At 71.7% G+C, this 26,589-nt stretch carries 24 protein-coding genes; 8 read left to right on the top strand and 16 right to left on the bottom strand.

Annotated features, from left to right (window positions below):
- Nucleotides 1-45: 45 nt before the first annotated feature.
- On the bottom strand, nt 46-825 hold the full coding sequence (locus IF22_RS0114600; RefSeq protein ID WP_030332213.1) for a class I SAM-dependent methyltransferase: 780 nt from the start codon (nt 823-825) through the stop codon (nt 46-48).
- A gap of 54 nt (nt 826-879) precedes the next feature.
- Between IF22_RS0114600 and IF22_RS0114595 the strand changes: the two genes are divergently transcribed.
- Complete coding sequence (locus IF22_RS0114595; protein ID WP_030332212.1) at nt 880-1,269, top strand: PPOX class F420-dependent oxidoreductase; 390 nt, start codon at nt 880-882, stop codon at nt 1,267-1,269.
- A gap of 84 nt (nt 1,270-1,353) precedes the next feature.
- On the opposite strand, the gene IF22_RS0114590 is transcribed toward IF22_RS0114595, so the two are convergent.
- Both IF22_RS0114590 and IF22_RS0114585 read right to left on the bottom strand, forming a co-directional pair.
- A complete protein-coding gene (locus IF22_RS0114590) occupies nt 1,354-1,563 on the bottom strand; it encodes a BldC family transcriptional regulator (RefSeq protein WP_007073996.1) in 210 nt (69 codons plus the stop codon).
- Nucleotides 1,564-1,813: 250 nt separating this feature from the next.
- A complete protein-coding gene (locus IF22_RS0114585; RefSeq protein WP_030332210.1) occupies nt 1,814-2,653 on the bottom strand; it encodes a DUF8083 family protein in 840 nt (279 codons plus the stop codon).
- 193 nt (nt 2,654-2,846) lie between these two features.
- Here IF22_RS0114585 and IF22_RS0114580 point away from each other — a divergent pair, with 193 nt between their 5' ends.
- Nucleotides 2,847-3,929: a Leu/Phe/Val dehydrogenase gene (locus tag IF22_RS0114580; protein ID WP_030332208.1), complete on the top strand. Its 1,083-nt coding sequence runs from the start codon at nt 2,847-2,849 to the stop codon at nt 3,927-3,929.
- Nucleotides 3,930-4,229: 300 nt separating this feature from the next.
- Nucleotides 4,230-4,445 (top strand): DUF3073 domain-containing protein, encoded by a 216-nt coding sequence (locus IF22_RS0114575; RefSeq protein WP_030332207.1) that lies wholly within the window; start codon nt 4,230-4,232, stop codon nt 4,443-4,445.
- Nucleotides 4,446-4,581: 136 nt separating this feature from the next.
- On the opposite strand, the gene amcA is transcribed toward IF22_RS0114575, so the two are convergent.
- The 5 genes from amcA to IF22_RS0114550 all read right to left on the bottom strand — a co-directional run bounded on the left by amcA (nt 4,582) and on the right by IF22_RS0114550 (nt 9,286).
- Nucleotides 4,582-4,809 carry a multiple cyclophane-containing RiPP AmcA gene (gene amcA / locus IF22_RS0114570; protein ID WP_030332206.1) on the bottom strand — a complete coding sequence of 76 codons (228 nt, stop codon included), beginning with the start codon at nt 4,807-4,809 and terminating at the stop codon, nt 4,582-4,584.
- Nucleotides 4,778-5,881, bottom strand: coding sequence for a cyclophane-forming radical SAM peptide maturase AmcB (amcB, locus tag IF22_RS0114565; RefSeq protein WP_342446906.1), 1,104 nt, complete (start codon nt 5,879-5,881; stop codon nt 4,778-4,780). Before amcB ends, amcA begins: the two co-directional genes overlap by 32 nt.
- A gap of 130 nt (nt 5,882-6,011) precedes the next feature.
- Complete coding sequence (gene purM / locus IF22_RS0114560) at nt 6,012-7,166, bottom strand: phosphoribosylformylglycinamidine cyclo-ligase (protein ID WP_030332204.1); 1,155 nt, start codon at nt 7,164-7,166, stop codon at nt 6,012-6,014.
- A gap of 57 nt (nt 7,167-7,223) precedes the next feature.
- Entirely contained in the window at nt 7,224-8,762 is a 1,539-nt protein-coding gene (gene purF / locus IF22_RS0114555) for an amidophosphoribosyltransferase (RefSeq protein ID WP_030332203.1), read from the bottom strand.
- A gap of 170 nt (nt 8,763-8,932) precedes the next feature.
- On the bottom strand, nt 8,933-9,286 hold the full coding sequence (locus tag IF22_RS0114550; RefSeq protein ID WP_030332202.1) for a sterol carrier family protein: 354 nt from the start codon (nt 9,284-9,286) through the stop codon (nt 8,933-8,935).
- Between the two features lie 155 nt (nt 9,287-9,441).
- On the opposite strand from IF22_RS0114550, the gene IF22_RS0114545 reads away from it, so the two are divergent.
- Nucleotides 9,442-11,328, top strand: coding sequence for a carboxypeptidase-like regulatory domain-containing protein (locus IF22_RS0114545; RefSeq protein ID WP_030332200.1), 1,887 nt, complete (start codon nt 9,442-9,444; stop codon nt 11,326-11,328).
- Between the two features lie 424 nt (nt 11,329-11,752).
- On the opposite strand, the gene IF22_RS0114540 is transcribed toward IF22_RS0114545, so the two are convergent.
- From IF22_RS0114540 to purS, 4 genes are read right to left on the bottom strand one after another with little or no spacing between them, the layout of a single operon-like run.
- Nucleotides 11,753-12,508 carry a 2-phosphosulfolactate phosphatase gene (locus IF22_RS0114540; protein WP_030332199.1) on the bottom strand — a complete coding sequence of 252 codons (756 nt, stop codon included), beginning with the start codon at nt 12,506-12,508 and terminating at the stop codon, nt 11,753-11,755.
- 4 nt (nt 12,509-12,512) lie between these two features.
- Nucleotides 12,513-15,182 (bottom strand): phosphoribosylformylglycinamidine synthase subunit PurL, encoded by a 2,670-nt coding sequence (gene purL, locus IF22_RS0114535; protein ID WP_030332197.1) that lies wholly within the window; start codon nt 15,180-15,182, stop codon nt 12,513-12,515.
- A 46-nt stretch (nt 15,183-15,228) separates the two neighbouring features.
- Complete coding sequence (gene purQ / locus IF22_RS0114530) at nt 15,229-15,912, bottom strand: phosphoribosylformylglycinamidine synthase subunit PurQ (protein ID WP_030332195.1); 684 nt, start codon at nt 15,910-15,912, stop codon at nt 15,229-15,231.
- The gene (gene purS / locus IF22_RS0114525) at nt 15,909-16,172 is read right to left on the bottom strand and encodes a phosphoribosylformylglycinamidine synthase subunit PurS (RefSeq protein WP_030332194.1); all 264 of its coding nucleotides are present in this window, start codon (nt 16,170-16,172) and stop codon (nt 15,909-15,911) included. Before purS ends, purQ begins: the two co-directional genes overlap by 4 nt.
- Before the next feature lie 356 nt (nt 16,173-16,528).
- Here purS and IF22_RS0114520 point away from each other — a divergent pair, with 356 nt between their 5' ends.
- Both IF22_RS0114520 and IF22_RS0114515 read left to right on the top strand, forming a co-directional pair.
- On the top strand, nt 16,529-17,209 hold the full coding sequence (locus tag IF22_RS0114520) for a S1 family peptidase (protein ID WP_030332192.1): 681 nt from the start codon (nt 16,529-16,531) through the stop codon (nt 17,207-17,209).
- Between the two features lie 24 nt (nt 17,210-17,233).
- On the top strand, nt 17,234-17,797 hold the full coding sequence (locus tag IF22_RS0114515; protein WP_081883826.1) for a YbjQ family protein: 564 nt from the start codon (nt 17,234-17,236) through the stop codon (nt 17,795-17,797).
- Between the two features lie 104 nt (nt 17,798-17,901).
- Here the strand turns inward: IF22_RS0114515 and purB are convergent, their stop codons facing one another.
- The 4 genes from purB to IF22_RS0114495 all read right to left on the bottom strand — a co-directional run bounded on the left by purB (nt 17,902) and on the right by IF22_RS0114495 (nt 24,266).
- Nucleotides 17,902-19,326, bottom strand: coding sequence for an adenylosuccinate lyase (gene purB / locus IF22_RS0114510; protein WP_030332189.1), 1,425 nt, complete (start codon nt 19,324-19,326; stop codon nt 17,902-17,904).
- A gap of 61 nt (nt 19,327-19,387) precedes the next feature.
- Nucleotides 19,388-21,784, bottom strand: a complete 2,397-nt coding sequence (locus IF22_RS0114505) for a hypothetical protein (RefSeq protein WP_030332187.1) — start codon at nt 21,782-21,784, stop codon at nt 19,388-19,390.
- Nucleotides 21,777-22,811: a glycosyltransferase family 2 protein gene (locus tag IF22_RS0114500; protein ID WP_280940603.1), complete on the bottom strand. Its 1,035-nt coding sequence runs from the start codon at nt 22,809-22,811 to the stop codon at nt 21,777-21,779. The genes IF22_RS0114505 and IF22_RS0114500 overlap by 8 nt, the downstream gene beginning before the upstream one ends.
- A gap of 162 nt (nt 22,812-22,973) precedes the next feature.
- Nucleotides 22,974-24,266, bottom strand: coding sequence for an acetyl-CoA C-acetyltransferase (locus IF22_RS0114495; RefSeq protein ID WP_030332183.1), 1,293 nt, complete (start codon nt 24,264-24,266; stop codon nt 22,974-22,976).
- A gap of 55 nt (nt 24,267-24,321) precedes the next feature.
- Between IF22_RS0114495 and IF22_RS0114490 the strand changes: the two genes are divergently transcribed.
- Together IF22_RS0114490 and IF22_RS0114485 are read left to right on the top strand one after the other, a co-directional pair.
- Nucleotides 24,322-25,683, top strand: a complete 1,362-nt coding sequence (locus IF22_RS0114490) for a 3-oxoacyl-ACP reductase (protein ID WP_030332181.1) — start codon at nt 24,322-24,324, stop codon at nt 25,681-25,683.
- Nucleotides 25,683-26,549, top strand: coding sequence for a MaoC/PaaZ C-terminal domain-containing protein (locus tag IF22_RS0114485; protein WP_030332179.1), 867 nt, complete (start codon nt 25,683-25,685; stop codon nt 26,547-26,549). Before IF22_RS0114490 ends, IF22_RS0114485 begins: the two co-directional genes overlap by 1 nt.
- Nucleotides 26,550-26,589: the final 40 nt, after the last annotated feature.

Here is a 26,589-nt window from a genome sequence, read left to right as displayed (position 1 = left end):
TACGACGGCCCCCGCCTCCGCGCCGCGGAACGCGGGGGCCGTCGCTCAGCCGACGAGGCGCAGGGTGGCCAGGTAGTAGGGGGCGTCGCGGTCGTCCACATCGGTCAACCGCCAGCCGGTGCCGTGCACCAGGGCGGCGAACTCGTCCGCCGAGCAGACCAGGTAGTCGAACCATTCGGTGCTCAACTCGCGGTAGCGCAGCCGCAGCCGCAGTTGGCCACCGAGCCGGCCGCGCCGACGGTTGCGCTCGTGGTAGCCGGTGTGCACCGGGTCGCGGGTGCCGTACGGGTCGGTGCCCTGCGCGATGATCTGTGCCCCGGGTCGGGCCAGCGCGGCGAGCGCGGCCAGGAACCCGGGGGCGCGCTCCCGCCCCTCGAACAGTCCGAGGTTGTTACCGAGCAGCAGGAACGTGTCGTACCGGGCGCCGTCGGCGACGTGCGTCTCGACGGTGCCGTGCACCAGCCGCCGGACCCCGCGCCGCCGGCACACCTCCAGCGCGCCGGCGGAGGTGTCTAGCCCGGTGACCGGTACGCCGCGCTCCTGGAGGTGCAGCGCGATGCGGCCGGCTCCGGTGCCGATGTCCAGCATCTCGCCGTGCGCCCGGTCCACCGCGCGGTGGTCGTACGGCTGCCACTGCGCCGGCCCGTCCAGGTAGTGCGCGGCCGGAGCGCCGTTGATCAGCCCGTCGTCCCGTTCGATGATCTCGATGACCGGTCGCGGTAGCCGGCCACCGACCAGGGGTCGGGGGCCCACTCCGGTGGCCACGGCGAGCGTGTCCTGCAGCAGTTCGCCGATCACGTCACCGATTAGAGGCTCAACCGTCACGACGTTCACGCTATCTGGCCACTCAGCGGCCCGCGCCGGTCGTATCCTGGCGGCGTGACCATGCTGGACCGGCTGTCGGCCGAGAAGTACATCCTGCTCACGACCTTCCGTAAGGACGGTCGGGCGGTGCCGACCCCGGTCTGGGCGGTACGCGACGGTGACGCGTTGGCGGTCTGGACCCGGGCCGACTCGGGGAAGGTGAAGCGGATCCGCCGCAACGGCGACGTGACGGTGGCGCCGTGCGACGTGCGCGGTCGGCCACACGGGGCGGAGGTGTCAGCTCACGCGACGATCTACGGGGGTGGTGACACCGGTCGGGTCCGCGACCTGCTCAAGCACAAGTACCGCCTGATCGGTCGGCTGAGCCTGTTGGGCAGCCGGTTGCGCCGCGGCGAGGGCGGCACGGTCGGCATCCGGGTGACGTTGGCCGAGCCGCGGCGCTGATCCGCTGCCGGCGTCGTGCTCGGCGGGCATGGAAAGGGGCGGCGGATCGAGATCCACCGCCCCTGACCAAAAACTGTTGCCGGCTCAGTCGCCCTGCCGCTGCTGCGGGATCTGGCCCTGCAGCAGCGCCCTGACCTCCGACTCGCGGTACCGACGGTGGCCACCCAGGGTGCGGATGGCACTGAGCTTGCCAGCCTTGGCCCAACGGGTCACCGTCTTCGGGTCGACCCGGAACATCGACGCCACCTCGGCCGGCGTGAGTAGCGGCTCTGGTTCGTGCGTTCGCGATGCCATCGGTCACTCCTCCACATGTATAGACATCGGCCGGGGTCCCGCCGGCCGACGCGTCTCCCATGGTCCGGCTAGTCCCCGATGTCCGACATGGGCCGAACGGATGAAGGTCCCTAGACGGACGGATGAACCATGCCCGATTTTTACGACTTTTACACGGCAGAAAGTACCTTATTGGGACTCATGATCACGGTTCGTGATGCGTCAACTACGAGCGCAACTCACCTTGGGAGCGCTCCTAGGGTGATATGCCCTAGTTGCACCGCTCCAGCAGCTGCACCGCGCGCCACCGTGCCACCAACTTGTCGTACGCGGCGGACGCCTCCTCGGCCTCGCCGCGCGACAGCCCGGCGAGGCCGCCGGCGACCAGCTCGGGCGAGTCGTCAGCGGCCAGGGTCTCGTCGGAGAGCAGGTCGACCAGACCCCCGTAGTCCAACTCGACCATGGACCGTGGGTGGAACTCCTCCAGCCAGCGGGCCGCCTCCTCCACCGCCTCGGTGATCGGCGCCTCGCCCACCGACTTGCGCAGCACCGACAACGCCCGGGACGAACGGCGTCGGGCCTTGGAGATCTCGGTGCGGTAGCGCAGCGCCCGCCGGCCCGGCTGGGTGACCAGGTCCCGCTCCGTCGGGTCGAAGAGCACGAACCACCGCAGCGGTACGCCCCAGGTGGCGATCTGCTCGTGCACCCGGGGCACCCCGTGCTCCAGCACCCGGGCGCCACTGCGCCAGTCATCCACCACCGCCCTGGCCTGCCCCGCGAGCACCGGCGGCACGAAGGCGTCGGCGAGCACCGAGGGCACCCCGTCCCGGGCGCTGAGCGCGGCCTCAGCGACCCGGATGCGCAAGTTCCACGGGCAGACCAGCAGGCTGTCGTCCGTCTCCAGGACGTACGCCTCCTCCGGCAGGTCGGGCAGCCGGGTCCAGCCGGCGCCCAGCGCCTCGATCACCGCCGTCCGCTGCCGACCGGGCCCTTCGACCGGGCCGATCGCGCGCCCCTCCGAGACGTACCGGCGCCAGTAGCTCTGCCGGTCTCGATCGAAGGCGGCCAACGGTTCGTACACGCGCAGGTAAGAAGCGAAGAGCGACGGCACCGCGCGATCCTCCCACGAACCACGCCCGTACGCGGTCAGCGGCCGGAGCACGCGCGCCGCACCGTGGGACGGCGCAGGCGTGTCGAGCGCCCGCGCGGCGGCCGATACTAGGCTCGATCACACCGGCAGCATCCCCGCCGGGGTCCACCAGGTCCGCGCCCCACAAGGACGCACACCACAGTAGGAGCCAACCATGGGCGTATTCGCCAGCACCGACGACCCGGGATCGACAGGTCACGAACAGGTCGTGTTCTGCCAGGACAAGCAGAGCGGCCTGAAGGCGATCATCGGGATCTACTCCACCGCGCTGGGCCCGGCGCTCGGCGGCACCCGCTTCTACCCGTACGCGAGCGAGGACGAGGCCCTCGCCGACGTGCTGGACCTGTCCCGTGGGATGGCGTACAAGAACGCGCTCGCCGGGCTGGACCTGGGCGGCGGCAAGGCGGTCATCTGGGGCGACCCGGAGCAGATCAAGAGCGAGGCGCTGCTGCGTGCGTACGGCCGCTTCGTGGAGTCGCTGGGTGGCCGCTACTACACCGCCTGCGACGTCGGCACCTACGTGGCGGACATGGACGTCGTGGCCCGCGAGACCCGGTACGTGACCGGGCGCAGCGTGGAGCACGGCGGGGCCGGCGACTCGTCGATCCTCACCGCCTGGGGTGTCTTCCAGGGGATGCGCGCCGCGGCCGAGCACGTGTGGGGCACCCCGAGCCTGCGCGGCCGGCGGGTCGGCGTGGCCGGCCTGGGCAAGGTCGGCAAGTACCTCACCGGGCACCTGCTGGAGGACGGCGCCGAGGTGGTCGCCACCGACGTCAACCCGAAGGCGCTGACGTGGGTGCGCACCAACCACCCGCAGGTCACCCTCGTCGACGACTCCAGCGCGCTGGTCGCCGCGGATCTCGACGTGTACGCACCGTGCGCGCTGGGCGGCGCCCTGAACGACGACACCGTGCCGGCGTTGCGCGCCAAGGTGGTGACCGGAGCGGCGAACAACCAACTCGCTCACCCGGGCATCGAGAAGCTGCTGGCCGACAGGGGCATCCTCTACACCCCGGACTACGTGGTCAACGCGGGCGGCGTCATCCAGGTGGCCGACGAGATCGAGGGCTTCAACTTCGAGCGGGCGAAGCTGCGGGCGACCCGGATCTACGACACCACCCGCGAGATCCTGCACCTGGCTGACGCGGAGGGCGTGCCGCCGGCGGTGGCCGCCGACCGGCTGGCCGAGCGGCGGATGGCGGACGTCGGCCGGCTGCGCGCCATCCACCTGCGCTGAGCCTTCCCGGAGGCGGATCGACGAGATCCGCCTCCGGGCCGCGGCTGCCGGCATGGCTGGGTAAGCTGAGCCCGGGTCAAGTTTGATGCGGTTTGTCCGGTGTCACGGGCGCTAACCGTTCCGCTCCTTACCCGGTACACTGGGTGACGGCCGGATCGACGCGACGCGCAGAGCCGGCTGACGGTAACCCGAGGTGCCGAACGTTGGCATCCCCATGTACCGTAAGAGCCACGAGAGATGCCTGACGTCATCGGGGCCCGCCTTCGGGCTGCCCCGCATTCTGTGCGAGGGGGTCGAGCCATGGGGCGCGGCCGTGCTAAGGCCAAGCAGACTAAGGTGGCGCGGGAGTTGAAGTACCACTCCCCGAACACCGACCTCACCGCCTTGCAGCGCGAACTGGCGGGTGCTGGTAAGTCTGAGCACCACTTCGACGACGACTCTAAAGAGTTCGTCGACGACGATGATGAGGATCACGCGGACGACGATCCGGATCCCTGGGTCCGTCCGACCCGCTGACCTCTCGACGCAGCTGAGCACGCGGTAACCCCCGCGTGCTCACGCACGTCCTGTGCAGGTGCAGTCGCCGACGATCAGGGGCCTGGCCCGACCGGAGCCATCCGGCCGCTCGACAGGCCCCTGACAACGGCTCCCCTCAGCGCGGGCGGTTGTTCCAGTTGTAGAACGTCGGGATGTTCTCGAAGTGGTTCCATGCGCAGACCGCGCTGGAGCCGTCTCCGCCCGACACCTCCGCGCGTAGCCGCCGTGCGTCCTCGGCCTCCTGGAGCAGCGCGACCAGCGCGGGACCCGCGTCCCGCACCCGTTTGGTCACTCCGTCGTCCGCTTCGTGCTCAGGCCGCCGGTGCCTGGTGATCTCGGGCATGCTCCAACACTCCCTCCAATAGGCGGATCTTGCTGTTGCGGCAGTGCTCGGTCTCCGTACCGTCGAAACGCCCCAGCTCGAAGTAGCGGTTGGCGGCGTGACCACCACCGCAGAAACCGAAGTACGGGCAGGACGTCCGACACGCCTCCACCCCGGCCAGGAACTCCCTCACCCACGGCGTTGCCGCCGCGTCGCCGAGGATCTGCGCCAACGGGGTCGTCAGCACGTTGCCGCTGCTGAAGTCGCCGTAACGGGGATCGGTGAAGCCGGCCAGCTCGGGCGACAGCACGATCACCGAGCCGTCGTGACCGATCGTCGGGATCGGGTCCAGTTGCCGGGGCAGCAGCCCGTCCGCCGAGTTGCCGAGCACCGCCGCGGCGTAGCGCAACGACCACTCGATCTCGCGGAGGTGGATCCGGGGCTCCCGGCGCCACGCCCCGACCAGCTCCGCCCAGAACGCCGACACCGCCAACGGGTCGTGGCGGTTGTCGCGGGTGTTGACACCCTCGGTCTCCTCGATGTTGATGCCCAGCACGTCGCAGCCCAACTCAAGGAAGTAGTCGTACAGCTCGGTGGCGAGCCCCGGCTCCGGGCGGGACACCACCGCCAGCGCGGAGAAGGGCAGACCGCGCCGGCGCAGCGCCGCGATGCCCTGCAGGATCCGGTCGTACGCCGGCTGACCGCCCCGGTTGACCCGGTCGCCGTTGCGCGCCCGGGGCCCATCGACGCTCACGCTCACCCGCATCTCGTGCCGGACGAAGAAGTCACACCAGTCGTCGTCGATGAGGGTGGCGTTGGTCTGCACATGGTGCTCGACCTCGGGCCCGAACGGCGCGATCAGATCGGCCAGGTGCTCCCGACCGGCGGCCAGTGGCTCGCCGCCATGCCACACCACCGAGAAGCGACCGGTCGCCGCCCACGGGTTGACCGCTGCCGCTACCGCCTCGGCCACCGCCACCGGCATCCGGCGGTCGGCCGCCCGAAACGGCAGGTAGCAGTACGCGCAGTCGAGGTTGCAGAGGGTCGTGGGCTGCATCACGACGTACGACGGGACGGCGGCCAGACCGCGCATCCCGCTGAACGACTGTCCCCGAGCAGCCATCGCCCTCCTCCGCCTAGCCTGAGGGTGCCCTTCAGGCTAGGCGGCATTGGCCACTCGGGTGAAGCCCTGATCAGGTGCCCGTACGATCACCGGAGGGTGATCATCCTCGGGTGTGCTGACCCACCATCTGCACGTTGCCGGTGCCCTCGATGATCTCGCCGGCCTGCCACGCCTCGACGCCACGGCCGGTCAGAGTGGCCAGCGCGCGGTCGGCGTCCTCGGCCGACACGATCGCGAACATGCCGACGCCCATGTTGAAGGTCGACTCCATGTCCTGGTCGTCGATCCGGCCCTTCGTCTGGATCAGATCGAAGATCGGCTGCGGCTTCCAGGTGGACCGGTTGACCACCGCGTCGACGTTCTCGGGCAGCACCCGGACCAGGTTGCCGGGGATGCCGCCACCGGTGATGTGGGACAGCGCCCGCACCTCGGCCTCGGCGATCAGCTTGAGGCAGTCCTTGGCGTAGATCTTGGTCGGGGTGAGCAGCTCCTCACCGAGGGTCCGCTGCCGACCGAAGTCGTCGATCACGATGTCCAGACGCATCCGGGCCGCGCCGAGCAGCACGTGCCGGACCAGCGAGTATCCGTTGGAGTGCAGGCCGGAGGAGCGCATGGCGATCACCACGTCGCCCACCTCGACCCGCTCGGGGCTGAGGATGTCGGCTTCCTCGACCACACCCACACCGGTCGCGGAGATGTCGTACTCGTCCGGGCGCAGGACGCCGGGGTGCTCGGCGGTCTCCCCGCCCAGCAGCGCGCAGCCGGCGTAACGGCAGCCGTCCGCGATGCCCGCGCCGATCTCGGCGACCTTGTCCGGAACGACCTCGCCGGTGGCGATGTAGTCGAGCAGGAACAGCGGCTCGGCGCCGCAGGCCACCAGGTCGTCGACGACCATCGCGACCAGGTCGATGCCGACCGTGTCGTGAATGTCCATCTGCTGGGCGATCACCAGCTTGGTGCCCACCCCGTCGGTGGAGGACGCCAGGATCGGGCTCTTGTACTTCTTCGTGTCCAGCCGGAACAGGCCGGCGAAGCCACCGAGGTCACCGAGCACCTCGGGGCGACGGGTCTGCCGGACCTTCGACTTGAGCAGCTCCACCGCGCGGTCACCCGCGTCGATGGAGACGCCGGCGTCGGCGTACGAGACCGAGCGTTTGCGCGCTTGGCGGCCTGCGCCGCCCGTCCACGGCTGGCGGTCGCCGCCGGCGCCGGTCGGGCTGCTTCCTGCGCCGCTGCGCTCGGACACGTGCGTCACGGTTCTCCCCTTTGGTTCTCGGTGCCGCCGGCGGTAGCCGGGCCGCGCCGGTTGGTGCTACGGGCGGTTTGCGGTAACGCCACCCGGAGTGGCGACGGACGAGCCGTTGGTGGGCAGGGCCTCCGGCGTCGAGTTGGCGACGCGTCGGCCCACCCCTTCGAGCACGTGCTTTCCGATCAGGTTGCCGGCCGGCAGCTCGATCGGGTACTCCCCATCGAAACACGCCCGACACAACCGGGTCTTCGGCTGCTCGGTCGCGGCGATCAGGCCAGGAAGGGAAACGAAGCCCAGCGTGTCGGCGCCGATGGAGCGCCGGATGCCGTCGTTGTCCAACCCGTTGGCCAGCAGCTCCGCCCGGGTGGCGAAGTCGATGCCGTAAAAGCACGGCCAGCTCACCGGTGGGGAGGAGATCCGGACGTGCACCTCCAGCGCACCCGCCTCACGCAGCATCCGCACGATGGCGCGCTGGGTGTTGCCGCGCACGATCGAGTCGTCCACGACCACCAGGCGCTTGCCGCGGACGTTCTCCCGCAAGGGGTTGAGCTTGAGCCGGATGCCGAGCTGACGCAGGGTCTGCGACGGCTGGATGAAGGTACGACCCACGTACGGGTTCTTCATCAGGCCGGCACCGTAGGTGATGCCGGACGCCTCCGCGTAACCGATCGCGGCGGGAGTGCCCGACTCGGGCACCGGGATCACCAGGTCAGCCTCGACCGGGTGCTCCTTGGCGAGCTGCCGGCCGATCTGCACCCGCGCCGCGTGGATGTTGCGCCCGGCGATCGTGGCGTCCGGGCGGGCGATGTAGACGTACTCGAAGAGGCAGCCCTTCGGCTCCGGCGCGGCGAACCGCGTCGAGCGCAGGCCGTTCTCGTCGATCGCGATCAGCTCGCCCGGCTCGACCTCGCGCACCACGCTGGCACCGACGATGTCCAGCGCGGCCGTCTCGCTGGCGACCACCCAGCCGCGCTCCAGGCGGCCGAGCACCAGCGGGCGGACACCGTGGGCGTCGCGGGCCGCGTAGAGGGTCGACTCGTCCATGAAGACGAAGCTGAACGCGCCGCGCAGCTGCGGCAGCACCTCCATGGCCGCCGCCTCGACCGACAGATCCGGTCGGCTGGCGAGCAGCATCGTCACGAGGGAGGTGTCGTTCGTCGAACCGTCCGCGACGAGGCCGCGCTCGGCGACCTCCTTCTCCAGCTCGGCGGTGTTGACCAGGTTGCCGTTGTGGGCCAGGGCGACGGTCGTCCCGGAGGTGGTCGACCGGATCGTCGGCTGGGCGTTCTCCCAGTTCGACGCGCCGGTGGTGGAGTATCGCGCGTGCCCGATCGCCAGGTGACCGCGCAGGCTCGCCAGGGTGGGCTCGTCGAAGACCTGCGCCACCAGGCCGAGGTCCTTGTAGACCACCACGCCGGAACCGTCGCTCACCGCGATGCCCGCCGCCTCCTGGCCGCGGTGCTGCAGGGCGTAGAGGCCGAAATAGGTCAGATTGGCGACCTCTTCGCCGGGGGCCCAGACGCCGAAGACGCCGCAGGCATCCTGGGGGCCAGGTCGTTGGGGATCAAGGTCGTGGCTCAGCCGGCCGTCGCCTCGGGGCACCTACCGCTCCCTCATGCTGGGTCTGGACCGGGCCGGGCGGGGATCACGGGCGGATCCACACTCCTCTGCCGGGACCACTGTCGTCGCCTGACAGTGTACGCGAATCGCAGTCAGTACAGATAGTCACGATTTCCCTGCTGAGCGTCACGCTGAGTGGGACATCCGCACGACTAGAGGGGCAGATACGCCGACAGGTCCGCGCGGTTGCCGCTCATCTGCACGCGACCGTCGGTGACCGCCTCCGCCCAGCCAACCCTGCCGGTCGCCAGCTCCAACCAGGTGTTCGGGGCCATCTCGACCACGTTTGGTGGGTTTCCTCTGGTGTGTCGAGGCCCCGGGACGCACTGGATCGCCCCGTATGGTGGTACGCGCACCTCCACCGATCGGCCGGGGGCGCGCTCCGCGAGGACGGCCAACAACGACCGGACCGCCTCGCGGAACACCGGCCGTTCGGGTGTACGCCCCTCGTCGAGCGCCGACAACGCGGCCGTAACGGCAGCGGACTTACTGTGCGGAGAGGACACGACGGGACGATACGACCCGCGGGCCAGAGACGCGACGCTGGCCCTGGGTCGCGCTCATGCAGTCGGACAAGGCATAGTTGCCGACGGCGTATTCGTACCGTGATGATCCCCGGCCCGGCGCCCCGCCGGTCAGAGGGAAGTCAGCCCGGAAGGCGGTGGACGTGTCAACACACCGACGTGCCTGGAAGCAGCGGGCCGGTGTGGTCGTAGCGCTGGTTGCCGGCGCTCTGCTCGCCGTCCCCGCCACACCGGCCATGGCCGCGCCCAACGTTACAGATGTTTCGGCTTCGCCGAGCAGTGTCGAGGCCGGCAAGACCACGAAGATCAGCTACCGGCTTTCCTTCGAGGGTGACGCGGGGCCTGCCGACATCAGTTTCAGCTCGAGCAACTCGAAGCTGACCTGTGTTGACGGATGTTCTCGCGGCCGGGTGACATCGAGTGGCACCTTCGACGCCACCTTCAAGGCCGCCGATGACGTCGCCAACGGCAGCGCCACGATCACCGTCAAGGCCACGGACTCCACCGGGGTCGTGAAGCAGAGCGAAGAGGCGTCGACCACCGTCACGCTGGTCGCCAAGGCGGCGCCGCCGCCGCAGAACCAGACCGTGCGGTCGATCTCCGGCAAGGTGATCTCGCAGGCGGACAGCAAGGCGGTCGCGAACGCGGTGGTCATGCTGCGTGACAGCACCGGCCGGCAGCTCGACACCACCAGCAACGGCAGCGGCGACTTCCGCTTCACCGGCACCACCGACAAGCCGATCGCACCCGGCCGGATCGATCTCGGCGCCAGCTTCGACAACGTGGTGGCCACCAAGACCATCAACGCCGCCGCCGGGCAGGCCGTCACCGGGCAACGGATCAGCCTCGCGATCAGGGTCGAGGTGACGCCCAGCGCCACCCCGTCCGCCACCCCCGAGGCCACTCCGAGCGATGAGCCGGTCGAGGAGGGCACCGAGGAGGAGGAACCCACCGAGGAGCCCAGCCAGGGTGCTCCGGCGAACGCCGCGAACACCGAGGACAGCGGCGGCATCGGCTCGTACCTCATCATCCTGCTCGGTGGTCTCCTGGTCGCCGCCGGTGTCGGCACGATCGTGCTGCTCTGGATGAAGCGCCGCGAGAACGGCGACGACGACGCTCCGGACGCCGCCGGTGGCGGCGGTGTGGTGCCGCCCTCGCGGGGTGGATTCCGCGGTGCCGACGACCAGACCCGGGTGGTCGGCGGTCGTCCCGGCGGTGGACCGGACCCGACGATGGTCGGCGGCGCGGCGCTGAGCGAGGCCCCGACGATGATGCACCGCCCGGTGGTCGACGACGTTCCGCCGGACCCGTACGGCGCGCCCGCGCAGGCGTACGGCGGCGCGGGCCAGCAGGGCTGGGGCGGCGCCGGCTACGGCGACGAGCCAGCGCCCGGTGGTTACGGTGCCGGCGGCTACGACAACGCGCCCGCTTCGGGTGGCGGCTACGGCGCTCCCGGCCCGGAGGGCGGCTACGGCGCCGGTGCGGCCGGTGACGGTTACGGTGCCGCGCCCGGTTCCGGTGCCGGCTACGGCGGCGCGCCCGCCTCTGGCGGCGGCTACGGCAATGCCCCGGCCTCCGGTGGCGGCTACGGCAGTCGTGACTACGACGCCCCGGGCGGCACCGCCGCCTACCCGCCGGCTCCCGCTGGCGGAGCGGCCTACGGCGAGCGGTTCGACGAGCCGACCGGCCGGTACACCGGCGACAGCACCCAGTACCCGGCCCCGGCCGACCCGTACGCCACCGGCGTCTACCAGCCAGATCAGGGGCAGGCGTACGGCCAGCCCGATCCCGCCCCGTACGGTGGTCGCGCCGCTGAGCCGACCGCGGGGTACGGCGGCCCGGAGGCTGGCGGGTACGACCAGGGCGGCAGCTACGGCCAGGAGCCTCCGGCGCAGCGCGGCGGCGGCTACGACGACCGTGGCTACGACCAGGGCGGCTACGGCCAACCCGCCGGGCGGAACCGACCGGACACCCCGCCGCCGACCGAGCGCGGCGGTCGCCGCCTCGACTGGCTGGACGACTGACCCCACCACAGCGCAGCGAAACGGCCACCCGGAGATCCGGGTGGCCGTTTCGTCGTGGCAGACGGCGGCCGCCGTCCCAGGACCTACCCTGCTCCAGGCCGGCTGTTGCAGCGCCCCTGCTCAGCAGTAGATCCACTCGCGTTTCAGGGAGTCGGGGTGTCCCACCGACCCGGACACCCCGATTTCCTGAAACGCGAGTCGATCATGGTCGGCAGCAGACGACCGGTGCGGGCGGGGCCACGGCGTAGCCGACGTCGGCGGACGGCAGGCCTCGTCGGCGGACGGCAGGCCTCGTCGGCGGACGGCAGGCCTGGCTGGCGGGCGACCGGCCTCGCCGGCGGGGCGGGCAGCCGCCGCTGACCTGGCGCGCCGCCCTGCTGCTGCGACGGGCCTGGCTGGCGGGCGACCGGTCTCGCCGGCTCGCTCAGGCGGCGGAGAAGACGCCCTGGTGGAGCACCGGCACCACGTCCGACACGCCGATCCGGACGGCAACCTCCACGTCCGCGGCGAAGCCGGTCTCGGTCAACTCCCGCCCGGAGACGCTGCCCCGCACGGCGGCGGGCACATCCGGGGTGCTCGCCAGCGCGGCGAGCGCCATGGCCGCCTCCACCGACAGCCCACCCGGTACGCCGGAGAGGGCGTCCAGCACCGACGCGGCACCGAGTTGGTCCTCCACCGACGGGCGCAGCGACCCGTCCGGCCACTGCTCCCCCGAGGCGATCACGCCGATCGGGGCGTCCACAGTGCCGTACCCCTGGCGGCGCAGCCAACCCCCGACGGCGCGTGCGTTGCGCAGGCACGCCGCGACCACCGGCAGGCCGGTGGCGCTGGCGGCGGCACTGATGGCGGAGCCGTTCGGCGAGGGCAGCACGAGGTCCGCCACCACGGGTGCGCTGCTCAGCGCGGCGGGCGAGAGCGACCACGGATGGTCCGGGGTCGTCTGCCGCCGCCCGACGGCAGCGGTCGCGCCGACCCGGACGGCGTACTCGGCGGCCTGCTCACCCCAGGGGAACGGGTGCACCCGCATGCCCCGGGCGACCGCCACCTCCACGGTGGTGGTGAACGACAGAACGTCCACCACCACCAGCGCCGCGCAGACCCGACCGAGCTCGGCCGCCCCGGTCAGCCCCCAGTCGAACCGGGCACCGGATCCGGGTTGGCCGTAGACAGCGGCCGTCAACGCCTCAGCGCTCGTCGGTCGACGGCTCGGTGACACCGGGGTCAGACTCGGACGCCGCAGCGGGCTGTTCTGATCCGATCGGCTCGACCGCCCCGGTCTCCGGGGACGGGCCCGAGGAGGCGATCGGCTCGGAGACCACCTCGGCCGCGTCGACCGGCTCGGCCGGCTCGCCCGGCAGCGGAACAGCCTCGACCGCACCCGCCACACCGGCGGCCGGCGCGGGCACCTCGACGGCCGCCGATCCCCCGAAGAGGCGCGGCAACGTCTCGGTGTGCGCGGTGCGCAGCTCGTCCAGGCCGATCCGGAACTGGCCGTGCACCTCGAGCGCCCCACCGGACGGGTCGGTGACGCCGATCAGCTCGAACGGCACGCCCCGCTCGGCGCAGAGCGCCGCGAACGCCTTGTCGTGGCCACGCGGCACCGACACCAGCGCCCGCGTGGCGGACTCGCTGAACAGGTAGACGAACGGCATGGATCCCTCGGCGAACTGCTCCGGCACCGCGATCCGGGCACCGACCCCCCGCCGCAGGCAGGACTCGACCAGGCTCTGGGCGAGGCCACCGTCGGAGAGGTCGTGTGCCGAGCTGAGGTGACCGACGCGGGCCGCCTCGGCCAGCAGCTCGGCGAGCGCCTTCTCCCGCGCGAGGTCGACCTGCGGCGGGATGCCGCCGAGGTGCTCGTGCGTCACCCAGGCCCACTCCGAGCCGGACAGCTCCACGTTCGTCTCGCCGAGCAGGTAGAGCTGGTCGTGGTCGCCACCGGCGCGCGGCACGAAGCCCATCGGCACCCGATCGGCGACGTTGTCCAGCACACCGAGCACGCCGACCACCGGGGTCGGGTGGATGGCCGCTGCACCGGTCTGGTTGTAGAAGCTGACGTTGCCGCCGGTCACCGGGATGCCCAGCTCCAGGCAGCCGTCCGCCAGACCGCGCACGGCCTCGGCGAACTGCCACATCACGCCCGGGTCCTCGGGAGAGCCGAAGTTGAGGCAGTTGGTCACGGCGATCGGCTTCGCGCCGGTCACCGCCACGTTCCGGTACGCCTCGGCCAGGGCCAGCTTGGTGCCGTTGTACGGATCCAGTCGGGCGTACCGGCCGTTGCCGTCCACCGACAGCGCCACGCCGAGACCGGTCCGCTCGTCGATCCGGATCACGCCGCCGTCCTCCGGCTGGGCGAGCACTGTGTTGCCCAGGACGTAGCGGTCGTACTGCTCGGTGACCCAGGTCTTGTCGGCCAGGTTCGGCGACGCGATCATGCGCAGCACGGTCTCCCGCAGCGCCTCCGGGTCGGCCGGGCGGGGCAGCGTCTCGGCGCGGTCGGCCTGGAGCAGGATCAGGTCGGCGGGCTCCCGCATCGGGCGGGCGTAGACCGGGCCGTCGTCCACGAGCGAACCCGGCGGCACGTCGACGACCAGGTGGTCCTGCCAGGTGATCAGCAATCGACCCGGGCGGCCGTCCGGCTCCGGTGCGGTGACCTCACCGATGGCAGTGGCGAGGACGCCCCACTTCTCGCAGGTCTTGAGCACCGCGTCGAGCTTGTCCGGCTCGACGACGAGCAGCATCCGCTCCTGCGACTCGCTGGCCAGGATCTCGTGCGGGTTCATGGAGGGCTCGCGCAGCGGGACCCGCTCCAGCCAGACCCGCATGCCGGTGCCAGCAGCGGCGGCGGTCTCGGTGAGCGCACAGGTCAGGCCGGCCCCGCCGAGGTCCTGGATGCCGACGACCAGTTGGCCGTCGTACAGCTCGAGGCACGCCTCGATCAGCAGCTTCTCGGTGAACGGGTCGCCGACCTGCACGGCGGGGCGGCGGGCCTCGCTGCCCTCGTCGAAGGTGGCGCTGGCCAGCACGGACACGCCGCCGATGCCGTCGCGGCCGGTCTTGGCGCCCATCAGGACGACCACGTTGCCGGGGCCGGCGGCGGCCTTGTTCTGCAGCCGGTCGACCGGCAGGACACCGAGGCAGAGCGCGTTGAGCAGCGGGTTGCCCTGGTAGGAGGGGTCGAAGACCAGCTCGCCACCGATGTTGGGCAGGCCCAGGCAGTTGCCGTAGCCGCCGACGCCGGCGACCACACCGGTGAGCACCCGGGCGGTGTCCGGGTGGTCCGCGGCACCGAAGCGCAGCGGGTCCATCACGGCGACCGGGCGGGCACCCATGGCGAGGATGTCGCGGACGATGCCGCCGACGCCGGTCGCCGCACCCTGGTACGGCTCGACGAAGCTCGGGTGGTTGTGCGACTCGACCTTGAAGGTCACCGCCAGCTCGTCGGAGACCTGCACGACACCGGCGTTCTCACCGATGCCGGCGAGCAGCCGGTCGCTCTGCGGGGCCTTCTCGCCGAACTGGCGCAGGTGCACCTTGCTCGACTTGTAGGAGCAGTGCTCGCTCCACATGATCGAGTACATGGCCAGCTCGGACTGCGTGGGCCGGCGGCCGAGGATCTGCCGGATCCGGTCGTACTCGTCGTCACGCAGGCCCAGCTCGGTGTACGGCTGAAGCTCGCCCGGAGTGCCACCGGCGCGCGGCACGGTGTCCACGCCCTCGGCCCAGACGGCGGTGGCCGGCTGGGCGGGAGCGGTCGCGGGTGCGACCGGCTGGGCCGGGCTCGGCTCGGTCGGCTGCACCGGGGCGGAGTACGCCTCCGGGGTGTCGCGTACCGGGTCCGGATGGGTGGTCATGACCTCTCCTCGCTGCGCTGGTGCCCGCCGGAGCCGCTGCTCGCACTCATGCCGGCGCCCCGACCAGGTGCTTGAGGGCCGACGTGAAGAAGCCGAGGCCGTCCAGCGAAGGGCCGGTGAGCGCCTCCACCGCGTGCTCGGGGTGCGGCATGATGCCGACCACGTTGCCGGCGGCGTTGGTGATCGCGGCGATGTCGCGCTGGGACCCGTTGGGGTTGCCGCCGACGTAGCGGGCGACCACCCGGCCCTCGCCTTCGAGCTGGTCCAGCGTCGCGGTGTCCGCGACGTAGCAGCCCTCGCCGTTCTTGACCGGAATCAGCACCTCCTGGCCGGGCTGGAACGCGTTGGTCCACGCCGTCCCGACCGACTCGATGCGCAGGACCTGGTCCCGGTTGCGGAAGTGCAGGTGCTGGTTGCGGGTGAGCGCGCCGGGAAGCAGGTGCGCCTCGCAGAGGATCTGGAAGCCGTTGCAGATGCCGAGCACCGGCAGACCGCCCCGGGCGGCGTCCACGATCGTCTCCATCACCGGGGCGAACCGGGCGATGGCACCGCACCGCAGGTAGTCACCGTAGGAGAACCCGCCGGGCAGGACGACCGCGTCGACCCCGTGCAGCTGCGGGTCACCGTGCCAGAGCCGGACCGGCTCAGCGCCAGCGATCCGGACGGCCCGGGCCGCGTCCCCGTCGTCGAGCGAGCCGGGGAAGGTGACCACACCGACCCGGGCGGTCACGAGCGGGCATCCGCGGTCTCGTCGGCCTCGACCAGGCGGACGGTGAAGTCCTCGATGACCGGGTTGGCGAGCAGTTTGTCGGCAATTTCCCGAGCGCGGTCCAGGTCCGGTTCACCGGTGAACTCGATCTCGATCCGCCTGCCGATCCGAACCGAGGCGACGTCACTGACGCCGAGCCGGGGCAGCGCGTTTGCGACGGCCTGGCCCTGCGGATCGAGGATCTCGGGCTTGAGCATGACGTCGACGACGACGCGAGGCACTGGGCACTCCTGACTGTGTACGCAGTTGGGTGCCGACCCACAATGGGCGAGCGCAGCCAGCGTACCTGGCAGATATCGCCGCGGGCGCACCGGCCGGCTGGAGTTCAGGCAGTGCTCAACACTATCGGCGCCCAGGGTGGCCCGTCAGGCGCTACAGGTGGCCTCAGCAGGACATATACGGCGCTGCGGGTGGCTGAATCGTTACATTGATCAAACTCGATCAGGTCCTTGATAATGATCGCGGCGGGACCTACTGTACATCGATGTAGGTCGATTCATGCGTCCACGGGAATCCCCGTTGCCGCCCCATCCGCACCCGGCGACCCCGGGTCCGCCCCGCCCAAGGAGTCCACCCGATGCGCATCCGCCCCCTGCTCGCCGTCCTCAGCACCGCACTGGTCGGCGCCCTCGGCGTCACGTCCGCAGCGTCCGCCGCCCCGGTCAGTCCACTCATCATCGGCGGCAGCACCGTCTCGTCCGCGCCCTGGGCCGCCGCGGTGCTCAGCAACGGCTCGTTCACCTGCTCCGGCAGCGTCATCGCCGCGCAGTGGGTGCTCACCGCCCGGCACTGCATCAGCGGCACCATGTCGGTGCGCATCGGAAGCGTGAACCGCACCTCCGGCGGGGTCACCCGCACGGTCAGCGCCACCTACACCCGCTACGACCTCGCGCTCATGCGGCTCTCCAGCCCCGTCAGCACCTCGGCGGTGAGCCTGGCCAGCAGCAACCCGCCGATCAACTCGACGAACTCGATCTACGGCTGGGGCATGACCTGCTACAGCGGCTGCTCGGCGTCCACCCAGCTGAAGACCGCCAGCGTCCGGGTGACCAGTAACAGCGTCACCGACGCGTACGGCGGCCAGGCGATCCGCAGCACCCGGATCAACGGCAACGCCTGGCGCGGTGACTCCGGCGGCCCGCAGTTCTACAACGGCCAGCAGGTCGGCGTCGCCTCCACCGCCGACGGGTCGAGCATCCAGAACTACGGCAGTGTTGCGTACAACCGGGCCTGGATCACCTCGGTGGCCGGTGTCTGACGGTTAGCGCCCGGCGCGGCGCGGATGGTCGGCCACGTGCCGGCCGTCCGCGCCGCGCTGTTTTGCAGCATCCGATCAGGTGAACAATGCACACGATCGGGTCGCGCCACTCCTGACAGCATCGGAAACGTGCTGGTCGTGACGACAGAGCAACTGCCCGGCTACGAGATCCGCCAGATTCTCGGTGAGGTGGTGTCATCGATGGCCAGGACGCGCAACCCGTACCGCGAGGGGGTCAAGAACCTGCGCGGCGGCGCGTACGACCCGATGGCACCGGACAATCTGACCCGGTGGCGCACCGACTCGGTGGCCCGCCTCGGCGAGGAGGCCCTGCGGCTCGGCGCGAACGCGGTGATCGGCATGCGATTCGACAGCCGGGACTGCGGCGAGATGTGGATGGAGATCTGCGCGTACGGGACGGCCGTGGTCGCCGTACCCAAGATGCCCGAGGTCATGCCGGCCGACCAGCCGGCGGTCGCCGCGGAGACCGCGGAGCCGGCGGGCTTCACCGGATCTCCCGGCGGCATCGCCGAACCCGCCAGCGCCCCCAACCTGAGAACCGCCGCCGAAACCCCGACCGGCGACTGACACCCGGCCCACCCTGCCCTGTTGATCAAGAGGTTTCGGTCACCAGGGAGATCGAAGTTGACGCAAACCTCTTGATCACCGGGAGAGGGTGGGGGTGGCTGGGGTTAGAGGATGGGGGGTGGGCTGTAGGTGGCGGCGTCGGGGTGGGTTTGCACCACCTTGGTGATCCGGCGGGTCACCGCTGCCACCTGGGCCTGGGCGGCACCGACGAAGGCGTTGCGGTCGGCGACCAGGGTGTCGATGTCGGCGCGGGACAGGCCGAGCCGGCCGTCCGCCGCCAGGCGGTCGAAGAGGTCGTTCTCCGGTGCGCCCTTCTCGCGCATCGCCAGCGCCACCGCCACCGCGTGCTCCTTGATCACCTCGTGGGCGACCTCCCGGCCGACGCCCCGACGGACCGCCGCGACCAGGATCTTCGTGGTGGCCAGGAAGGGCAGGAACCGCTCCAGCTCCCGGTTGATCACCGCCGGGTACGCGCCGAACTCGTCGAGCACGGTGAGGAACGTCTGGAACAGCCCGTCGGCGGCGAAGAACGCGTCCGGCAACGCCACCCGGCGGACCACCGAGCAGGACACGTCCCCCTCGTTCCACTGGTCACCGGCCAACTCGCCGACCATCGACAGGTAACCCCGGATGATCACGGCGAAGCCGTTCACCCGCTCCGACGAGCGGGTGTTCATCTTGTGCGGCATCGCGCTCGAACCGACCTGACCCGGCTTGAAGCCCTCGGTCGCCAGCTCCTGGCCGACCATCAACCGGATCGTGGTGGCCAGCGACGACGGCGCGGCGGCGGTCTGTGCCAGCGCGGCCAGCACGTCGAAGTCGAGTGAACGCGGATAGACCTGCCCGACACTGTCCAGCACCCGGGAGAACCCCAGGTGCTCGGCGACCCGCCGCTCCAACTCGGCCACCTTGTCGGCGTCGCCGTCGAAGAGGTCGAGCTGGTCGGCTGCCGTGCCGACCGGTCCCTTGATCCCCCGCAGCGGGTAGCGGGCGATCAGCTCCTCCAGCCGGTCGTACGCGATCAGCAGTTCCTCCGCCGCCGACGCGAAGCGCTTGCCCAGCGTGGTGGCCTGGGCGGCGACGTTGTGCGAACGGCCGGTCATCACCAGCTCGGAGTGCTCGTACGCCAGGAAGGCGAGCCGGGCCAGGGTGGCCACCACCCGGTCGCGGATCAGCTCCAGCGACGCGCGCACCTGTAGCTGCTCGACGTTCTCGGTGAGGTCCCGGGAGGTCATCCCCTTGTGCACGTGCTCGTGCCCGGCGAGCGCGCTGAACTCCTCGATCCGGGCCTTCACGTCGTGCCGGGTGACCCGCTCCCGCTGCGCGATCGAGGCGAGGTCGACCTGGTCGAGCACCCGCTCGTACGCCTCGACCACGCCGTCCGGCACCGGCACGCCCAGGTCGCGCTGGGCGCGGAGCACGGCGAGCCAGAGCCGCCGCTCCATCCGGACCTTCTCCTCCGGGGACCAGAGGGCTGCCAGTTCGGGCGAGGCGTACCGGTTGGCCAGCACGTTGGGGATCGTCGTCACGTACCTCATTGTCCCGCACCCGCTGGTGGACGCCGGGACCGGGCCGGGGGTGCTCAGGTCGTCACTGGCGGTTCAGCTCGTAGACGGTGACCGGGCCGGCGACCAGCCGGACCTGCGCCAACCCGGCCAGCTCCGCCGACACCGCGCCCGCCCGGCTGTCGGCGAAGAGCCACCGGACCCCGTGCTCGGTGCGGAGCCGGTCCAGGTCCGCCCGGGTCGGCCTGCTGAACACCCCGTCGTTGAGCGCGAGCAACGCCTGATCGGGGAAGCTCTGTCGGGCGTACCCGAGGTTCTCGACGCCGTGCGCGGCCACCACCTCGTCGGTGTAGCCCCAGCTCTCCACCACCGTGCGGTGCCCGCCCAGGCCGGTCACCCAGAACGCGCGGGCGTCGCAGTGCGGGGTGGTCCGCACCGGCCGACAGTGCACGTTGGTGGCGACCACGTCGTCGTCGGCGGCGTTGTCGTCCAGCCACAGCGCCGCGCGCATCTCGTCGGCGGTCAGCGCGTACGCCTGCGGCCCGGTCGCCGGCACCGGCTCGGTCAGCACCGAACGGACGGTCCCGCCCACGACGACGGCGGCGCTGGCACCGAGCATCGCCGCAGTCACCCCGGCCAGGGCGATCGCCGCCGCCCGCCGACGACCCGCCGGGGCGGCCCGCCCCGGGACCGACGACGGGACGCGGCGCCGCCACAGGGCGGCCACTCCGACGGCGAGCGCGGCGGCCACCGCCACGAACAGCACGTACCGGGCCGCCGAGAGACCCAGCACCCGCAGCCAGCCCTCGACGGTCGAGGTGGTGGGGGTGCCGGGACGGCTGATCCTCGGCACGGCGAAGCCCACCACCGTGCCGGCCGTGGCGAGCCCCGCCAGCGCGCCGGCCACGGCGGGCACCACCAGCACCGGCCAGGGCGCCCGGGCCTGGGCGAGGGACCAGGTGGTCAGCACGACACCGACCGGGATGACCCCCATCCAGAAGTAGATCTGACTGATCGACGGGTGCTGGAACACCCAGGTGGCTCCCGCCCCGGCCAGTGCCGTGCCGGCGAGCAGCCAGACGGCCGGATCGGCCCGGTGCCCACCGTCGACGAGCAGGCCCATGCCCACCCACCGGGGCGTCTGACCCAGCACCCACCAGGCGACCACGGCGAACGCCAGCAGCCAGCCGAGAACACCACCGTCGTTGATGCCCGGCGGCAGCGGCGCGCTCGGCCAGATTCCGTCACCCGTGCCGAGGGTCTCCGCGTACGGGGCGATGAAGTGCAGCAACGCCAACGCCTGCACGCGCAACGTGCCCGCCCCGCCACCGGCGAACAGCCGGAAACCGAGCGCCATCGCCGCCACCAGGCAGGCCAGCGCCACCAGTGCCGGTCGGGGGACCTGTCGCCTGCGCCACCAGAACACGACGACGGTGAGACCCAGGCCGGCGATCAGCGGCGGCACCGCGCTGGACTTCGCCCCGGCACAGACCAGCCCGAGCACCGGAACCAGCGGCCAGGCCGCGCCGAGAGACCGCCCCCGGGCCACGTCGACGACCAGCCCTGCGAGCAGCAACAGCGGCACCAGCGCGTACGTCTGGGAAGGGCTGGCGTACGACAGCGGCATCTCGCCGGATACGCCGACTGGCGAGCCGAGCGTGACAGTGCTCCCGGTGAAGGCGGCGAGGGCGGCCACCGGACCGGCCCAGACGGCCCCGCTCAGGTCGCGGGCGAGCCCGGCCGCGAGCAGCACCGCCGTACCGATCACCGGCACCAGCCAGAGTCGCAGCAGCACCACCGCCGGCGAGATTCCGGTGATCATGCTGCCGCTGGCGATGTGCGCGTCGGACAGGTAGTGGTAGCGCAGCGCCTCCCCGGCGACGTGCGGCAACTCGAACGGCATCGCCCGGGTCAGCTCCTGCACCAGACCCAGGTGGTAGAGCACGTCCTGGTAGTAGCTGCCGTACACCGGCGGCAGCGGAACCATCCGCCACTGGGTGTAGCCCCAGGCCAGCACCAGCAGCAGCGCCGCGCCCATCCCCCAGTGCCAGGCCAGCGGCAGTGGACGGCGCCCGCCGACCCGCCAGTGCCGGCGCAGCCGGGGGACGGCGGCGAACGCGACGAGGACGGGCAGCGGCCACCACCGCAACAGGGACTGCTGACCGGTCGCGGCGGCCAACGCCCAGGCGGCGATCTCCAACAGCAGGCCGGTGGCCGCGCCGTAGCCGAGGTCCTCCGGGAGGTTGCCCCGGCTGCCGCGCAGCGCACGGTGCACCAGGGTCCCGGGAAGCACCAACGCGAGGACCCAGTACGCGCCGAACCGGGCGAGGTCCAAGCCGGGCACGCCGCCGCGCGACCAGACCACGAGCAGCGCGGCGATCACCAGCGCCCACGGGAGCGTGCTGAGCAGCGGTACGAGAACGGTCCGGCGCGACGTCGGGGTCGGGGTGTCGATCCGCTCGGCCACCAGGGTGTCAGCCACGGACGCCGACCACCGAATCGAAGCTCGGCGTACGGTCGTCGCCCCGTGCGACGGGCTTCGCACCCGCGGGCTCATCCCGCTCGTCCCGGGAGTCGAACCCGATGTGGAACGCGGGCCGGTTCTGCACCGTGGCGTAGATCCGGCCGACGTAGTCACCCAACAGGCCGAGGCAGATCAACTGCACCCCACTGAGCAGCAGCACCGCGACGAACATCGACGTCCAGCCGGGGATGGTGGCGCCGGAGACGTGCACGACCATGCCGAACACGATCAGCGCGAGGCAGAGCAGGAAGCTGGACATCCCCAGCCAGGTGGCCAGGCGCAGCGGCGCGGCGGAGAAGTTCGCGGTGCTCTCCCAGGCCAGGGCCATCATCCGGCGCAGCGGATACTTCGTCTCGCCGGCGGCGCGGGCCTCCCGGTCGTAGCGCACCTCGGCGCAGGGGAAGCCGAGCGACGGCACCAGCAGCCGATAGACCGGGGCGCGTTCGGGCAACCGGCGCAGCACCTCGATCACGTCCCGGCTGAGCAACCGGAAGTCGCCGGCCTGCGCGGGCAGGTCGACGCCGACGAGCCGGCGCATCGCCCAGTAGTAGCCGCGGGCGGTGTTGCGCTTGAACATCGTGTCGGTGCTGCGGTCGGCGCGAACGCCGTAGACGACATCCACCCCGTCCTCGCGGGCCACCCGGAGCATCTCGGCGATGGTCTCCGGCGGATCCTGGAGATCGGCGTCGAGGCTGACCACCCACTGGCCGACGGCCCGGTGCAGGCCGGCGGTCAACGCCGCCTGGTGGCCACTGTTGCGCCGCAGCCGGAGCACCCGCAGTTGCGGCCACTCCCGGCCGTGGTCGAAGAGCGCCGACACGGTGTCGTCCCGGCTGCCGTCGTCGACGGCGACCACCTCGTAGTCGACGGCGAGCGCGTCGAGCACCGGTCGCAGCCGGGCGACCAGCGCTGGGATGACCGCAGCCTCGTTGAACATCGGGATGACCACCGAGAGGGTGGTCGTCCGGCTGAGGGCTGACTCCACGGTGACACGCCCCGTTCCGCACGCAGGAGTGAGCAGTTCCCGCGCCGAGAGCGCGGCAACGATCACGATCGCGTGGTAAACCCTCGGCCAGCGGACCAACTCCTGAACGGTCCGTTAACGCCCGCCGGCAGGCGTCCCGATAAGGGACGGACCGTCGTGCGTTCAGCGCTCCAGGATGGCTGTCACGCCCTGACCGCCGGCCGCGCAGATGGAGATCAGCCCGCGTCCGCTGCCCTTCTCGGCCAGCAGTTTGGCCAGTGTGGCAACGATCCGCCCGCCGGTGGCGGCGAACGGGTGCCCGGCAGCCAGCGACGAGCCGTTGACGTTGAGCCGGTCGGTGTCGACCGCGCCCAGCGGCGCGTCCAGGCCGAGCCGGTCCTTGCAGAACTCCGGCGACTCCCAGGCGGCGAGGGTGGCCAGCACCTGCGACGCGAACGCCTCGTGGATCTCGTAGTAGTCGAAGTCCTGCAACGTCAGGCCGGCGCGGGCCAGCATCCGGGGGACCGCGTACGCGGGTGCCATCAGCAGACCCTCGTCGCCGTGGACGAAGTCCACAGCCGCGGTCTCCGACCAGCTGAACCAGGCCAGCACCGGCAGGTTGTGCGCCGCCGCCCACTCCTCGCTGGCCAGCAGCACAGTGGATGCGCCGTCGGTGAGGGGCGACGAGTTGCCGGCGGTCATGGTGGCGTGCTCGGCGTCCGGGCCACGGGTGCCGAAGACCGGCTTGAGCGAGCCGAGCTTCTCCACGCTGGTGTCCGGGCGCAGGTTCGCGTCGCGGGTCAGCCCCAGGTACGGCGTCATCAGGTCGTCGAAGAAGCCCCTGTCGTACGCGGCGGCGAGCCGCTGGTGCGAGCGCAGCGCCAGCTCGTCCTGGGATCGCCTGTCGATCTGCCACCGCACTGCGGTTCGGGCGGCGTGCTCACCCATGGACAGGCCGGTACGCGGCTCGGCGTTGCGCGGGATGTCCGGCTTGAACGGCTGGAGCGGGCGCAGCTTCGCCGCGATCTTGAGCCGTTCGCCCAGGGTGCGGGCGCTGTTGAGCTTGAGCAGCGTGCGGCGCATCTCCTCGTTGACGGCGAGCGGGGCGTCGGAGGTGGTGTCCACGCCGCCGGCGATGCCCACGTCGAGCTGGCCGAGGGCGATCTTGTTGGCGACCAGGATCGTCGCCTCCAGGCCGGTGCCGCACGCTTGCTGGATGTCGTACGCCGGGGTGTGCGGGTCGAGCCGGGAGCCGAGGACGACCTCGCGGGTGAGGTTGAAGTCGCGGGAGTGCTTGAGCACCGCTCCGGTCACCACCTCGCCGACCCGCTGCCCGGCCAGGCCGTAGCGGGCGATCAGGCCGTCGAGCGCCGCGCCGAGCAGGTCGGCGTTCGACGCGTCCGCGTAGCGGGAGTTGGAACGGGCGAAGGGGATGCGGTTGCCCCCGATGACCGCGACCCGCCGGATGCTCTGCACGATCCGCCTCCTCAAGATGTGTTGCTCAAACCCTACTCGCCAGTAGGCTACGCCCATGACCGACAGGTACGCGAGCTTCGTCCAATCGGCCGCCGGCCGCGCGCTGGTCAAGCGCCTCGGGCTGCCCGACCCGCCCCGACTGCGCCGGCACCACCCCGGCGACCCGCTGCTGCCCGGGCCGGCGCTGCTCGGCGCGGCCACCGGCGGCCGGCTCGCCGAGCCGCTCGCCAAGATGCTGACCGCCGCCGGGGTCGAGCTGGCCGACCCGGCGGCCACCGGGCAGCGGTACGGGGCACTGCTCTTCGACGCCACCGGGGTCACCGACTCGACCGAGCTGCGCCAGCTCTACGACTTCTTCCACCCGCAGGCCCGGGCCGTGCTGCCCAGCGGTCGGGTGATCGTGCTGGGCACCCCGCCACGGGAGTGCGCGACACCCCGCGAGGCGACGGCCCAGCGCGCCCTCGAAGGTCTGGTCCGCAGCATCGGCAAGGAATTCGGCCGGGGCAGCACCGCGCAACTCGTCTACGTGAGCCGCGCCGACGGCCCGACCCTCGCCGCGGGCACGGCCACCAGCCTCGAATCGACCCTCCGTTTCCTGCTGTCCGGGCGGTCCGCGTACGTGTCGGGGCAGGTCGTGCGGGTCGGCGGCGGCACGGCGAGCGCCCCGGCCGACTGGGACCGCCCACTGGACGGTCAGGTGGTGCTGGTCACCGGCGCCGCGCGGGGCATCGGCGCGGCGCTGGCCAAGGTGCTGGCCCGCGACGGCGCGACGGTGGTGGCCCTGGACATCCCGGCGGCCGGCGACGCGCTCGCCGCGGTGGCGAACGACATCGGCGGCACCGCCGTCCAACTCGACCTGACCGCGCCGGACGCGCCGACCCGACTCGCCGAGCACCTGGCCAGCCGGCACGGCCGGGTCGACGTGGTGGTGCACAACGCCGGCATCACCCGGGACAAGACGCTCGGCCGGATGGACGCCGACCGGTGGGACCAGGTCATCGACGTCAACCTCTCCAGCCAGGAGCGGATCAACGACGTGCTGCTGGAGCGGGAGCTGATCCCGACCGGCGGACGGATCATCTCGGTCTCCTCGATCGCCGGGATCGCCGGCAACCGGGGGCAGACCAACTACGCCACCAGCAAGGCTGGCGTGATCGGGTTGGTCGACTCACTGGCCCCGACCCTGCGGGAACGGGGGATCAGCGTCAACGCGGTGGCCCCGGGCTTCATCGAGACCCGGCTCACCGCGCGCATCCCGCTGGTGGTCCGCGAGGCGGGCCGGCGGATGAACAGCCTGGCCCAGGGCGGGTTGCCGGTGGACGTGGCCGAGACGATCGGTTGGCTGGCCTGGCCGGCCAGCGGCGCGGTCAGCGGAAACGTGGTCCGGGTGTGCGGGCAGAGCCTGCTGGGGGCGTGATGGGCGGGCAGCCGGGACCGGGCGGTCGTACCAGTGTCGAGCTGGCTCGGATGCCGGCGGCCGGGGCGCTGCACCGACGGGCGTTGCTCGGCGCGCTGCCGGGCCTCGGGGGCGGGCGGCGCGGGCCCGACCTGCCGGCGGTCGAGTTGACGGTGGGCGGGGTGACAGTGGACCGGGGGCGGTTGGCCGACTACGACCGGGTCTGCGGGTTCCGGCTGAGCGATCGGCTGCCCGCGACGTTTCCGCACGTCATGGGCTTCCCGCTGGCCCTACGCCTGATGACCGCGCCGGACTTCCCCGTCCCGCTGCTCGGTCTGGTGCACGTGCGCAACCGGATCACCGTGCGCCGCCCGATCACCGCCGACGAGACCCTCGACTTCACCACGTACGCGGAGAATCTGCGCCCACACGACCGGGGGCGGCAGGTCGACGTGGTGCTGGTCGGCTCGGTCGACGGGGAGGAGGTGTGGCGCGGCGTCTCGACGTACCTCGGTCGGGAGCGCACGCCCGGCGGACGCGACCGGGGCGAACGGCCCGCGCCGCCGACGGCCACCGCCCGCTGGCGGGTGGACCCGCGCGTCGGTACGGAGTACGCGCGGGTCTCCGGCGACCACAACCCGATCCACACGTCCCGACTCGGGGCGCGGCTGTTCGGTTTCCGCCGGCCGATCGCGCACGGCATGTGGAGCAAGGCGCGCTGCCTGGCCGCGCTGGAGGCCCGACTGCCCGACGCGTACACCGTCGAGGTCGCCTTCAAGCTGCCCGTGCCTCTGCCGAGCACTGTGAGCTTCGCGCTGCTTCCGGACGGCGGCTTCACACTGCACGACTCCCGTGGTCGACCACACCTGACGGGTCACCTGCGCTGAGCGCACCGAAGCGTCCCGTGCGCTGATTGCGCCCTCTTGG

Origin of the sequence: Micromonospora parva (assembly GCF_000718515.1) — a bacterium.
Taxonomy (GTDB): Bacteria; Actinomycetota; Actinomycetes; order Mycobacteriales; family Micromonosporaceae; genus Micromonospora; species Micromonospora parva.
The sequence above is the reverse complement of the archived record's forward strand: the minus strand, read 5'-3'. Positions and strand labels throughout refer to the sequence as shown.

Coding starts and splice junctions, on each gene's coding strand:
- purL (WP_030332197.1), bottom strand. CDS start 15,182: ATGACCACCCATCCGGACCCGGTACGCGACACCCCGGAGGCGTACTCC.
- amcB (WP_342446906.1), bottom strand. CDS start 5,881: ATGCGCGGTCTGGCCGCCGTCCCGTCGTACGTCGTGATGCAGCCCACG.
- amcA (WP_030332206.1), bottom strand. CDS start 4,809: ATGCCCGAGATCACCAGGCACCGGCGGCCTGAGCACGAAGCGGACGAC.
- IF22_RS0114520 (WP_030332192.1), top strand. CDS start 16,529: ATGCGCATCCGCCCCCTGCTCGCCGTCCTCAGCACCGCACTGGTCGGC.
- IF22_RS0114515 (WP_081883826.1), top strand. CDS start 17,234: ATGGTCGGCCACGTGCCGGCCGTCCGCGCCGCGCTGTTTTGCAGCATC.
- IF22_RS0114490 (WP_030332181.1), top strand. CDS start 24,322: ATGACCGACAGGTACGCGAGCTTCGTCCAATCGGCCGCCGGCCGCGCG.
- IF22_RS0114575 (WP_030332207.1), top strand. CDS start 4,230: ATGGGGCGCGGCCGTGCTAAGGCCAAGCAGACTAAGGTGGCGCGGGAG.
- IF22_RS0114485 (WP_030332179.1), top strand. CDS start 25,683: ATGGGCGGGCAGCCGGGACCGGGCGGTCGTACCAGTGTCGAGCTGGCT.
- IF22_RS0114580 (WP_030332208.1), top strand. CDS start 2,847: ATGGGCGTATTCGCCAGCACCGACGACCCGGGATCGACAGGTCACGAA.
- IF22_RS0114590 (WP_007073996.1), bottom strand. CDS start 1,563: ATGGCATCGCGAACGCACGAACCAGAGCCGCTACTCACGCCGGCCGAG.